General features: G+C 60.2%; 8 protein-coding genes. 2 read left to right on the forward strand and 6 right to left on the reverse strand.

Translation table 11 applies throughout. From position 1 onward, the window contains the following. Window positions 1-131: 131 nt before the first annotated feature. The 3 genes from K0P33_RS08435 to K0P33_RS08445 all read right to left on the reverse strand — a co-directional run bounded on the left by K0P33_RS08435 (window position 132) and on the right by K0P33_RS08445 (window position 5282). Window positions 132-2309 carry a hypothetical protein gene (locus K0P33_RS08435; RefSeq protein ID WP_242154811.1) on the reverse strand — a complete coding sequence of 726 codons (2178 nt, stop codon included), beginning with the start codon at window positions 2307-2309 and terminating at the stop codon, window positions 132-134. Between the two features lie 203 nt (window positions 2310-2512). Beyond that, a complete protein-coding gene (locus tag K0P33_RS08440) occupies window positions 2513-4777 on the reverse strand; it encodes a bifunctional diguanylate cyclase/phosphodiesterase (RefSeq protein WP_242154812.1) in 2265 nt (754 codons plus the stop codon). Between the two features lie 139 nt (window positions 4778-4916). Continuing rightward, on the reverse strand, window positions 4917-5282 hold the full coding sequence (locus K0P33_RS08445; protein WP_094952952.1) for a YkgJ family cysteine cluster protein: 366 nt from the start codon (window positions 5280-5282) through the stop codon (window positions 4917-4919). 252 nt (window positions 5283-5534) lie between these two features. Between K0P33_RS08445 and K0P33_RS08450 the strand changes: the two genes are divergently transcribed. Next, entirely contained in the window at window positions 5535-6881 is a 1347-nt protein-coding gene (locus K0P33_RS08450; protein ID WP_094952951.1) for an MFS transporter, read from the forward strand. A gap of 1133 nt (window positions 6882-8014) precedes the next feature. Here K0P33_RS08450 and rapA read toward each other — a convergent pair. Next, the gene (rapA, locus tag K0P33_RS08455) at window positions 8015-10861 is read right to left on the reverse strand and encodes an RNA polymerase-associated protein RapA (RefSeq protein WP_094951554.1); all 2847 of its coding nucleotides are present in this window, start codon (window positions 10859-10861) and stop codon (window positions 8015-8017) included. Between the two features lie 217 nt (window positions 10862-11078). Here rapA and K0P33_RS08460 point away from each other — a divergent pair, with 217 nt between their 5' ends. Beyond that, a complete protein-coding gene (locus K0P33_RS08460; RefSeq protein ID WP_242154814.1) occupies window positions 11079-11420 on the forward strand; it encodes an aspartate-semialdehyde dehydrogenase in 342 nt (113 codons plus the stop codon). Here the strand turns inward: K0P33_RS08460 and K0P33_RS08465 are convergent. Next, window positions 11417-12598: an aminotransferase class V-fold PLP-dependent enzyme gene (locus tag K0P33_RS08465; protein WP_094951556.1), complete on the reverse strand. Its 1182-nt coding sequence runs from the start codon at window positions 12596-12598 to the stop codon at window positions 11417-11419. The two genes, K0P33_RS08460 and K0P33_RS08465, sit on opposite strands and share 4 nt — an antisense overlap. After that, a complete protein-coding gene (locus K0P33_RS08470) occupies window positions 12595-13065 on the reverse strand; it encodes a RidA family protein (protein WP_242154816.1) in 471 nt (156 codons plus the stop codon). The genes K0P33_RS08465 and K0P33_RS08470 overlap by 4 nt, the downstream gene beginning before the upstream one ends. Window positions 13066-13075: the final 10 nt, after the last annotated feature.

Consider the following 13075-nt stretch of genomic DNA (forward strand, 5'->3'; position numbering starts at 1 on the left):
CGGGGATCTGGGTTTTCCTTGCCTGACAGACCGCTATCGCAGGCAAGCCAGCTCCCACATTTGATCGGGTTCCACCGTTGGAATGCGGTCAAATGTGGGAGCTGGCTTGCCTGCGATGGCCGCGCCGCGGTCTACGCAGTCTTACCGGTATGGTTATTCAACGAAATAACCTTGGTTTTCCCAATCCGATGACGATAGATCTCGCGCAAATACTTGATCGCCTTCTTCACACAGTCCCGTGACAAGCGAATATCGTTGATCGACACGAACTTCTCCTTGTCGTTGATCAACTCCCGATACTTCTTCTCGTACATCGGTTTGATCGCATACCAGTTGGTATCCAGAATCTTCGCCGGGTTCTCAAACTCATTGAGCAGTTCATCGATACGGCCTTCATCGAAGTCTTCATGGATGATGAAATCCAGGATCGAGTTGTCCAGCGTGTCATCAAACCGATACGGATTACGCGCAAAGCAGCGCTTGATAAACGCCACAATCAGCGTGAGGAAGTCGTCCGACAGGCACGGGCTCTTGGCGATCAACGTGGTCAGCGACAAGTTGGCCGAGGCGCCGATCACCAGCGCGTAACGCTTGAGCGTGGTGTTGGGGAACAGGCTGTTGAGGTGAGTCTTGAGCCGGTTCAAGTCCATGTAGGACAGCTTGTAGTCCTTGGGCAACGACACAATCGACACCACCGACGAGCAGTTCTTGAAGAAGTGCAGGTCATGCAGCGCCGCCGCGTCGTACCCGGAGTTCTTGTACTGCTCCAACGACGCCTTGTAACGCTTGGATTCAATCGGCAACAGGCTGATGCCCTCGATCGCCTGGGTGACTTTGTTGAAGTGCGGCAGGTCAATCGAGCGGAAAAACAGGTCATCAATGTTCAGCCGCTGCGGCTCTTTATCGAACACCTTGAACTTGTCGTTCGACGGCGCCGGGGTTTCCGGCACCACCGATTCGGCGTAGGCAATCGCCACCGGCCCCGCCAGGCTCATGAACAGGTCGTTGGCATCCAGGCGGATGGTTTCGCCGATGTCGATGCCGGCGCGACGGAAGTAGTTCTGGTCGTAGTCGGTGGTTACCGCCTGGGCCGTGAGGATGTTGAAAATCTGCTGGGAGATGTATTGGTTGGCGTGTTTTTCCATCGCATTAACGTCAATGTTCTGGATATTGCCGTCATCGCTCTCTTCGGCGTAACGCATGATGTCGTTGGAGATCAGCATCATCGCGTTCCACGGGCGGATGCGGCCTTTCACGCTGGCCTCGCTGCTGTCTTCATTGTCGAAGTTGTACGAAAAGTCCCATTCTTCCGACAGGTATTTGCACAGCAGTCGCCCGGCGTTGATGTGCAGCGCCTCGGACATTTCGCTGCGGTGGTCGGAGATATTCGGCAGCACACAGATGCCGCTGGTGAAGATCGGCTCGAAGACAAACGCGTGGCCGCTCTTGCTGTCGTGCTCGTCGGCGGGCTTGGTGTCGAACGTCTTGTTCATGTACGAGTGCTGCTGGGCCAGCCCGAATTCGGAGGCCATGCCCGAACCCGTGCCGCCGCCGGCGCTGAAGATCGAAAAGTACAGGCGCGACTGGTTGGCCTTGATGCCGCAGGAGTCGATCAGGTACGAGTGGATCATCTTCCAGTCGGGGCTGGAAAAACGTTGGGTGTCTTTGTTGAGGATGATCTTGGCCAGGTACTGGCCGAGGATCGGCGCGTTACCGGCGCCGCCGGCATGCACTTCCGACAGGTCCATGATCTTCATTTTGCTGTAGTCGCGCAGGAAGCCGCTTTTTTCGCCCTTGCGCGAGAAGCGGATGCGCCCGGCGATGTCCTTGTCCAGGTCGCCCAGCATCACCAGCGGCTCGACCAGAAACACCGGCTTGGTGGCCTTGCCGCCGCCCAGGCGCAGGTTGTTACGAAGCCACTGGGCCGGGCTGTAGCCTTTATCGGCTGACTTGTCTTCGGTACTGAATTCGTTCAGGTAGAACTTGCGCGCGTTGTACACCAACTCCGCCACGTCCAAGGCAATGTTGGAGCCGCAGCGGCCCAGGCCGATCAGGCACACCGAGGGGAATTCCTGCTCACTGCGCGCATCGGCGTCGCCTTCCTGCTGGGGCAGGCGCGGGAACACCATGTCGCGCAGGCCGTCGAGGTTGTCGAGGATGCGGTCGGTATTGGTTTCGGTGAAGTACAGGTACTGCTGGGTAGCCAGCGTGCGGGGGCTGCTCAATGACTTTGAACCTGAGGGTTTTTCCGCAGGAGCTGTGGGCAACACGTCGGATACCACGGTGGCAGAGTTATTTTTGGAGGTCATTGGGCGCCATGTGCCTGGACGGATGGCCGGAAAAATCAGGCAGCCATCACTGAATGAGAGTTCGCGACTTTACAGTGCGTCTGAGTCCGGGATGGTCGGGTTTAACCCTTATTTCTCAAGGGGAATCCGGGCCGGACTCTGATGAATCGGCCGTTCGTCGGCGTTCTTTAGCCAAGTGATGGCGAAATGCCAAAGATTCGGCGTCAGCGAATTGGCCTGACGGTAGACGTAGGCCCGATACGGCCTGGGGTGGGGTCTTTCGGCGCAGGGGACTCTCGGTTGCCCTCCACGCTGAACGGGTAGAGCGGGTTGCGCATCTGCATGCCCTGGATCACGCCGACGATGTCACTGAAAGGCACCGCCGGGCTTAGCAGGTAACCCTGAACAAAATCACAGCCATGTTTGAGCAGCAGTTCGAATTGCGCCTGGGTTTCCACGCCTTCGGTGACGACCTGCAGGTGCAGGGTGTGGGCCATGCCGATGATCGCCTGGACGATCTCGATATCGGCGGTGGACTTGGGGATGTCCTGGATAAATGAACGGTCGATCTTCAAGGTATTGAGCGGCAGGCGCTTGAGGTACGCCAGCGATGAGTAGCCGGTGCCGAAATCATCAATGGCCAGCGACACACCCAAGGCGCGGATTTGCCGCAACAGCGCCAGGGTGCTGCTGATATTGCCCATCAGCGCGTTTTCGGTGACTTCCAGTTCCAGGCGGTTGGCGCCAATCCCGGCGAAGCGCAAGGCGGCTTCGATTTCATCCGCCAACTCATCACGAACCAGGTTCAGGGCTGAGCAGTTCACGGCCATGGTCAGCTCGGTGTAGCCACGGTCGGACAGCAGGCTCAAATCGTGACAGGCCTGGCGCAACACCCAGTGGTCCAGATCGGCAATCAAGCCGTTGCTTTCGGCGATGCTGATAAACCGCTCGGGGGCCAGCAGGCCGTGTTGCGGATGCTGCCAGCGCACCAGGGCTTCCAGGCGCGTGACCTTGCCTAGCTTCATGTCAAAAATTGGCTGATAGAACAGCACCAATTCGTTACGCCCGCGCAGGGCCGCGCGCAATTCCTCTTCTAATTGCAGTTCCATGAAGGCGCGGGTTTTAAGGTTGGAACTGAAGAAGTTCAGGCTGTTGCGCCCGGCGTCCTTGGACTGGTAAAGCGCCAGGTCGGCGGTCTTCAGCAGCTCTTCGCAGGTCAGGCCATCGTCGGGGAACAGGCTGATACCAATGCTGGTGGTCATCACCATGCGCCGGCCCGCCAATTCAACCGGTTCCTTCATTTTCTGCATGATGCGCTGCGCCATGTGCCGCGCTTCGTTGCGATGGTGAATGTTGATCAAGATGCAGAATTCATCACCGCCAAACCGTGCGACCACGTCGTCATGGCTGCGCACCGAGCTTTTGATATGCCCGGCCAGCACGGTGAGTAACAGGTCACCGGCGTCATGTCCGAGGCTGTCATTAATGCGCTTGAAGTGGTCGATGTCGAGGAAGATGACCGCCAACATGCCGTTGTAAGTGGTTTTTTCTGCGACCTTCTCTGCAAAGATCTGGTTAAAACCCCGGCGGTTAAGCAGGCTGGTCAGCGCATCGTAATGGGCCACCTGTTGCAGTGATGCGCGGGCCTGGTCAAGTTCGCTGAGCAGAGCGTTGACCCGGCGCAGGTCACGCTCCTTGTGCTGCAGTTTTTTGTCCGCCAAGGCGGCGCTGACGCTGCTGCCGATCACCAGCAGGGTGATCACCGCCACGGACAGGCCGAGCTGAATAGGGTTGTTGTCCAGCGGCAATGCGAGGTCAGCCCCGCTGGGCACCAGCATCTGCATGGCGGCCATGCCGGTGAAGTGCATGCTCAGGATACCGGCGCCCAGCACCAGGCTGGCGCCGTATTTGAGCAGTTGATAGAACACGCCGGCGCCGTTACGCAGGTAGCACGACAGCAATAACGCCGCCAGGCTGGCGCCAATCGCAATGCCGACCGAGGCCATGAACAGCCCCGAATCGAAGTACACCTGGGCCTGGGAGCGCATCGCCGACATGCCGACGTAGTGCATCAAGGCGATGCCGAGCCCCATCCACACCGATGCCAACAGGTACTGATGGAACCGTAACTGCGCATGACTGAGGGTTTGCATGGCAAACAGCGAGGCAATCAGGGCGATCACCAGCGAGGCAAACGTCATGAGTAATTCGTAATGAATGGCGATAGGCGCCTGGAAGGCCAGCATGCTGATGAAGTGAGTCGACCAGATGCCGCCTGCCAGGCAACCGGCGCCTACCCAGCGCCAGTGGCGCCGGGCGGTAGGGTCTTCGACATGGCTGACGCGTTCGGCCATGTCCAACGTACCGAACCCTGCCGCACACGCGACCAGGTAGGCCAGCAACACCAGAAAAGGGTTATGACTGCAATTGAGTAATAAATGCCCGTGATCTGGAAGCTCGGTAAAAAAATGCATACCTAGCCATTCCATAGCATGTCCCGTCAAAGTCAGTACGTCATTGCCTGCAACAATGGCCTATGACATCGAGTATAGAAGCCTCGCGGGATTTGCCAGGAATAATGGCACTTTGCTCTCAATGATTTTGGCATGCCTGCCATAGCGTTTGATGCTAAGCGCTGATCGGCAGGTCCAACTCGAAAGGTGCCGGCAGCGGCGGCAAGCCAAAGGCGGCGCGTGCCTTATCGCAATCGACGTTCTGTTCACCCTGGCTCCACGACGCATCGAACTCGCGACACGGGCTTGAGCGCTGCTCATAGATCGTGCAACGGGTGCCCTTACCGACTTCACCTTCAAGGCTGCAGCAACGCGCGGGTTTCTGGTCGGTACCGATCATCGCCACCCGCGTGGGATTGATCTGCACCACCAAATCATCGGGCACCGTGCCCCCCGATGAGGCGCACTCACCCCAGAAGAAAGACACACGAAAGTGTGAACAGCAGGCACCGCAACTCAGACACGGACTGGCTTCGGACATGGGCGTCATCGATAAGAAAAGTAGGATTGGGGGTGTTACGGAAGGCTCGCCATTCTATCCGTGCCATGGCGGTTGGGAAGGGGGGCGCGAACTTATATTTTTGTAGGCAAAGTCCCGTGATACCGGGTGAAATCATGCCCTATCAGCTTTACGAATCATTACAGACAACCGCCCCCTGCCTGACTATGTTGCACAGACCGGGCAGGATGCATCGGGCATCGCAGCTCTCATAACAATAAAAGAGACGGACCCATGCAGAACTCGACCCAAGCGGCGAATGCCTGGCGCATTCTGTTCCTGCTGTTCCTCGCCAACTTGTTCAACTTCTTCGACCGCACCATTCCCGCGATCATCATCGAACCCATCCGCATGGAGTGGCACCTGAGCGACTTCCAGCTCGGCATCATCGGCACCGCCTTCACCATCGTTTACGCCATCGCCGGCCTGCCGCTGGGGCGCATGGCCGACACCGGCTCGCGCAGCAAACTGATGGGCTGGGGCCTGTTTGCCTGGAGCGGGCTGACAGCGATCAACGGCATGGTCGGCAGTTTCTGGACTTTCCTGCTGGTGCGCATGGGCATCGGCATCGGCGAGGCCAGCTATGCGCCGGCCGCTAATTCGCTGATTGGCGACCTGTTTCCCGCCCACCGCCGCGCCCGCGCCATGGGCATTTTCATGCTAGGGCTGCCGTTGGGGCTGTTGCTGGCGTTCTTTACTATCGGTTGGATGGTCAAGGCGTTCGACAGCTGGCGTGCGCCGTTCTTCATCGCCGCCGTGCCGGGGATGATCCTGGCGGTATTCATGTTCTATATCAAAGAACCCAAGCGCGGCGCGGCGGAAACCGTGCAAGTCTCCCAGGAGCGCGTCGACCGCCCGATCCGCCGCGTGCTGGCGGTGCCGACCTTCCTGTGGCTGGTGCTGGCCGGACTGTGCTTCAACTTCGCCACCTATGCGTGTAACTCGTTCCTGGTGCCGATGTTGCAGCGTTACTTCCTGATGCCGTTGCAGGATGCGGCCGTCGCCACTGGCGTCATTGTGGGTATCACCGGTCTTGTAGGCCTGACCTTGGGCGGCTGGATTGCCGACAAGATCCATCAGCGCGTCGCCAATGGCCGGCTGTTGTTCGCGGCGTGCAGCCTGATCATCTCCACCGTCACCACCGCTTGGGCATTGCATGCCGGGCGAGTCGAGATTGGCGTGTTTGTGGCGCTGTTCAGTGTCGGCTGGCTGTTTGCCTATAACTTCTACACCTGCGTGTATACGGCGATCCAAGACGTGGTTGAACCGCGCCTGCGCGCCACGGCGATGGCGCTGTTCTTTGCCGGGCTGTACTTGCTCGGCGGTGGCATGGGGCCGATTGTGGTGGGCGGGCTGTCTGATCACTTTGCCCATTCGGCCATGTATGCCGATGGCGCGGCGCAGATGACTGAGGCGTATAAAGCGGTGGGGTTGCATGACGCCATGTACCTGATCCCGGTGGCGCTGTTCCTGACCATGTTGTTTCTGTTTCAGGCGTCGCGCAGTTTTGTGCGTGATGCCAAGCGGATGAAGGATGGGTTGGGGGCGGTGGAGGTGCCAGCGGCTGCGGCTACCGCTTGAGACCGAGGTGACTCCATCGCAGCATAGGTATCTACGCAACTCGGGGTTAGGTAGATATGGGTACATATCCGTTGCTGCGATAACGGCTTCGTAGGGTTCCGCTCTTACAGCGGGTCACTTTTGGAAAAGAGCCCCAAAAGTAACCAAAAGGGCTCTTGCCCCACCACTCGGCACCTCGCTTAGGCTCGGTGTGCCCTCACTCCGGCTTGAATCCGTGGGCCGCCGCCATGGGCCATCCTTGGCCCATCGCGGCTAACCCGGCGTCCTGCCGGGTTACCCACGGATTCAAGCCTGCGTTCGGCCAGCGTGGTTTAACGGGGCGCCTCAGATCAAGATCAAAAGCAAGAGCACGGCGGCCTAGTAGCCGACCTGAGTGGTAGAAGCAAAAGCAGGGCAAAAGCACAGCAGAAGCAGATCTGCTTTTCTGTGGGAGCTGGCTTGTCGGATCGCCGCACCGCTGCGATGCAGACACCTGGTTCCATCAGGTACACCGAGTTGATGCCATCGCAGGCAAGCCAGCTCCCACATTAGATTGAGTTCAGCTTCCAAGATTAGGTCGGCTTTCAGGCCGCCTCGGCTTTGCTTTTGATTTGCTTCAACCACTCAGGTCGGCTACTAGGCCGCCGTGCTCTTGCTTTTGATCTTGATCTTGATCTTAGGCGCCCCGTTAAACCACGCTGGCCGAACGCAGGCTTTGGAGCGGGGGTAAACCGGCAGGACGCCGGTTTAGCCGCGATGGGCCAAGGATGGCCCATGGCGGCGGCCCCCGCTCCAAAGCCGGAGTGAGGGCACACCGAGCCGGAGGCGAGGTGCCGAGTGGTGGGGCAAGAGCGTTTTGGTTACTTTTGCGCTCTTTCAAAAGTGACCCGCTGTAAGAGCGGAACCCATAGCAGCCGTTACCCAAATAACGGATATGTACCCAGCGCCCCCGCGACAACCAAAGAATTCAACCCATAAAAAGATGTGTAGATACCTATGCCCATCGCAGGCAAGCCAGCTCCCACAGGTGACTGAGTTGCAGCTTGGAAATGCATTCCCCTGTGGGAGCGGGCTTGCCCGCGATGAGGCCCGCAAGCCAAACAAAAAAAGGCCCGCATTGTGCGGGCCTTTTTATTAGCAGGGCAGGGCAGTGATTAGCCCGCCACCAACACCCGAATCGCTTCCAGTCGCAGCGCCGCCTTGTCGAGCATGGCCAACCCTTGCTCGCGCTGTTGGCGCAGGGCAACCAGCTCGCTGTCGCGCACGGTCGGGTTGACCGCTTGCAACGCGGTCAGGCGTGCCAGCTCTTCGTCGGTGTCCGCCGCCAGACGGCGCTTGGCTTCGGCCACACGCTCGGCATGGCGCGGGGTGATCTTCTCTTCGCCGGCATTGATGCGCGGCGTGAGTTGGTCGCGCTGGGCCTGGACGAACTTGTTGGCGCTGGCGCGTGGCACGCTTTCCAGTTGGTCGTTCAGGGTTTCAAACGACACACGCCCGGACAGGTCATTGCCATTGGCATCCAACAGGCAGCGCAACGCGGCCGGTGGCAGGTAGCGGCCCAGTTGCAACGAGCGCGGTGCAACCACTTCACTGACGTAAAGCAGTTCGAGCAACACGGTGCCTGGCTTGAGCGCCTTGTTCTTGATCAGCGCCACGGCGGTGTTGCCCATCGAGCCGGACAGCACCAGGTCCATGCCGCCCTGCACCATCGGGTGTTCCCAGGTGATGAACTGCATGTCTTCGCGCGACAGCGCCTGGTTGCGGTCGTAGGTGATGGTCACACCTTCGTCGTCGCCCAGCGGGAAGCTGGCGTCGAGCATTTTTTCGCTGGGCTTGAGGATCAGCGCGTTTTCCGAATGGTCTTCGCTGTCGATGCCAAAGGCGTCGAACAGGGTCTCCATGTAGATCGGCAGGGCGAACTGGTCGTCTTGCTCCAGGATGTCTTCCACCAGCGCATCGCCTTCACCGGCGCCGCCGGAATTGAGCTCCAGCAAGCGGTCGCGGCCGGTGTGCAGCTCCTGCTCCAGACGCTCGCGCTCGGCACGGGCTTCGTCGATCAGGGCCTGCCACTCGCTGTCGTCAGCGTTTTCCAACAGCGGCAGCAGGCGTGGGCCGAACTGATGCTGCAAGGCGTTGCCGGTCGGGCAGGTGTTGAGGAACGCGTTCAGCGCTTCGTGGTACCACTGGAACAGGCGCTCTTGCGGGCTGGTTTGCAGGTACGGCACGTGCAGTTCGATCACATGTTTCTGGCCGATCCGGTCCAGACGCCCGATCCGCTGTTCCAGCAGGTCAGGGTGGGACGGCAGGTCGAACAGCACCAAATGGTGGGAGAACTGGAAGTTGCGGCCTTCACTGCCGATTTCCGAGCAGATCAGCACCTGGGCGCCAAACTCTTCATCGGCGAAGTAAGCGGCGGCGCGGTCACGCTCGAGGATGTTCATGCCCTCGTGGAACACCGTGGCCGGGATGCCGGAACGCACGCGCAGGGCGTCTTCCAGGTCCATCGCAGTTTCGGCATGGGCGCAGATCACCAGCACTTTGGTGCGCTTGAGCATTTTCAGCTGGTCGATCAGCCATTCGACGCGTGGGTCGAAGCGCCACCAGCGGTTTTCTTCCTCAACGTCCGGCTGCGACTGGAAGCTGACTTCCGGGTACAGCTCGGCGTGTTCGCCCAGCGGCAACTCGAGGTATTCGTCCGGGTTCGGCAGCGGGTAAGCGTGCAGCTTACGCTCCGGGAAACCTTGCACGGCGGCGCGGGTGTTACGGAACAGCACGCGGCCGGTGCCGTGGCGGTCGAGCAGTTCACGCACCAGGCGCGCGCTGGCTTCGGTGTCGCCATCGTTGACGGCGGTGAGCAGCGCTTCACCTTCATCACCGAGGAAACCCTGGATGGTCTTGTGTGCGGTCGGCGACAGGCGGCCTTTATCCAACAGCTCCTGCACGGCTTCGGCTACAGGGCGATAGTTCTCGCTCTCGGCGCGGAAGGCGTGCAGGTCGTGGAAGCGGTTCGGGTCCAGCAGGCGCAGACGTGCGAAGTGGCTGTCCTGGCCCAGTTGTTCCGGGGTGGCGGTGAGCAACAGCACGCCGGGAATCACCTCGGCCAACTGCTCGACCAGCGAATACTCAGGGCTGGCTTTCTCTTCATGCCAGACCAAGTGGTGCGCTTCGTCGACCACCAACAGGTCCCAGCCGGCGGCGAACAGCGCGTCCTGGGCTTTCTCGTCGTCGACCAGCCACTCCAGGGCCACCAGCGCGAGCTGGGTGTCTTCGAACGGGTTGGTGGCATCGCTTTCGATGAAGCGTTCTTCGTCGAACAGCGCAACTTGCAGGTTGAAGCGGCGGCGCATTTCCACCAGCCACTGGTGCTGCAGGTTTTCCGGGACCAGGATCAGCACGCGGCTGGCGCGGCCCGACAGCAGCTGGCGATGGATCACCAAGCCGGCTTCGATGGTCTTGCCCAGGCCCACTTCGTCCGCCAGCAATACCCGTGGCGCGATACGGTCAGCGACTTCACGGGCGATGTGCAGTTGGTGAGCAATCGGTTGCGCACGTACGCCACCCAAGCCCCACAGCGAGGACTGCAACTGACGGCTGGTGTGTTCCAACGTGTGGTAGCGCAGCGAGAACCAGGCCAGTGGGTCGATCTGCCCGGCGAACAGACGGTCGCTGGCCAGACGGAACTGGATGAAGTTGGACAGTTGGGTTTCCGGCAGGGTGACCTGCTCGTTCTGCCCATTGAGGCCGTGGTAGACCAGCAGGCCATCGACGTCGTCGACTTCCTGTACGGTCATTTTCCAGCCTTCGAAATGGGTGATGCTGTCACCCGGCGAAAACCTCACGCGAGTGAGGGGCGCATTCCGTAGCGCATACTGACGAGTGTCGCCAGTGGCCGGATAGAGCACGGTCAACAAGCGCCCGTCCTGTGCCAGAACGGTGCCTAACCCCAGCTCTGCTTCGCTGTCACTAATCCAGCGTTGCCCCGGTTGATACTGCTGCGCCATGCTGCCTGACTCCCGCCGTGAAAAAGCCGACTATTCTAACGGAACACGGCTTCCAGACCAAAAGGATTAGGTGCAGCTTCGAGCTTTAAGCTACAAGCGGCAAGAAAAAGGGTGTTAGGTTGGCCCTATAGATGACGATTGGTTCACAAGTTGGCGGCTTGGTGCTCAAGTCGCCACCCTCGCAGCCGACAGTCTGCTGAACAGGAGACTAAACCCCATGCTGCCACCCATGCTGCCCTTGAGTGTTGTGCCGGTCACATCGCAACTTGATCCGGTGCGCCAGAAGCCGGATATCCCGCCCGTGGTGCCAGTACAGCCAGGCTCGAATGAAAGCACGATCGACCTTAAGAAGGGCGACGCCGAGCAGTCGACGTTCTTGTTGCGCGAAGAACAACGCCGCCAGCAGGAACAGCAGAAACGCCGGCGTGAAGCCGACGAAGACCCTGAGGAGCACTTGGCGATCCCCGGCGATGTGCTCAACGCCGACAACACCGTGCCGGTGGTGCCATTGATCGAAGATGCGCCGCGCCAGGGTTTGTGGGTGGACGTCGAGGTTTAATCGCGCAATTCGCGCAGCGCCGCGATCAGCACTTCAATGTCGCGCTCGGTGTTGAGCGGGCTCACCGAAATCCGTGCAATGCTGCTCAGGCCACGCGCCTGCATGTCCAACGGCGTATACGCCACGCCATTCGCGCCGATATTGATGCGCTGCAATCCCAGGCGCCGCTTGAGTTCAAAGGCGTCCCAACCCTCAAGGTTGAAGGCGATCAGCCCTGAGTGACTCGCGCCTAAATCATGCAGGGAAATTCCCGGAATCTGACGCAACGCTTCACGGATTCCCTCGCTGAGCTGCAAGACCCTTTCCCACGTCCGCGCCACGCCCAGTCGATTAACCTCCTGCAACGCATTGCCCAAGCCTGCCAACAAGGCAAACGACACTTCGCTGGTTTCAAAGCGCCGTGCGTCGTCGCGCAGGTTGTAGCCTTCGGCGCTCCATGGCGCCGAAAATACGTCGCGCTGGGCGGGATTCAGCCGCTGGAGAAACTCCGGCCGCACATACAACAACGCGGTGCCGCGTGGCCCGCGCAGGTGTTTGCGCCCGGCCGACTTGAGCACATCACAGTGCAGCGCTTGCACATCCACCGGCAATTGGCCGACGGCTTGGCCGGCGTCGATGAAATAGGGGATGGCGTGACGCCGGGCCACTTCTCCGATCGCCTGGGCGGGGTTGATCAGCCCACCGTTGGCCGGCAGCCAAGTCAGGTCGATCAGCTTGACGTTGGCATCGATCATCGACGCCAACGCCACCGGGCAGGCTGCGCCGGTTGCATCGCAGGGAATGACTTCTATCCGCGCCCCCGCTTGCACCGCCAGTTGCATGCTCGCTAGGTTGCCGCCCCATTCATGACGACCAACCAGAATGCGCTCGCCCGGTTGCCATGGGCCCAGTGCCTGAAATGCCATGCTCCAGGCGGTTGAGCCGCTGCTGGCAAAGGCTATGGACGCGGTTGGCGCATTGAGCAATTGCGCGGCTGCGCGCCGGGCTTTTTCGACGAGGATGGCGCCATGCTCGCTGGCTTCCATCGGGCCGTCGCGGGCTTCGCGTTGCAACTGGTCGATGATCGCATTGAGCGTGGCCTGGCTGGGCAGCGAGGCGCCGGCGTGGTTGAAGTGCACGATGCCCGACTGGCAGCCGGGCGTGTCGTCACGCAGGTGCTGGACGTCGAGCGGGCTCACGGCTGCAACTCGAAAATCGCATCAACCTCCACGGCCACACCGGCCGGCAGGCTGGAAACACCCACGGCGGTGCGCACATGTCGGCCTTTGTCGCCGAGGGCGTTGACCACCAGGTTTGATGCGCCATTGGCGACCACGCTCTGGTGCTGGAAGTCGCCGCTGCTGGCAATGAACACACCCAGGCGCAGAATGCGCACCACACGCGACAGGTCATCACCCACTGCATCGCTTAACTGCCCGAGCAGGCCCAGCGCCGCGAGTTCCGCCGCCTGGGCGCCTTCTTCATCGCTGAGGGTGTCGCCTAACCGCCCGACGTAGGCGGGTTTGCCTTCGACCATGGGAATTTGCCCGGAGATGAACAGTTGGTTCTGGCTGATCACATGATTGATGTAATTGGCCGCCGGCTGGCTGGGCGTAGGCAGCGTCAGGCCAAGGGCTTGCACGCGTTGGCGGATGGAGTCGCTCATGTTGAATCCT

Origin of the sequence: Pseudomonas sp. ArH3a (genome assembly GCF_022648765.1) — a bacterium.
GTDB lineage: Bacteria > Pseudomonadota > Gammaproteobacteria > Pseudomonadales > Pseudomonadaceae > Aquipseudomonas.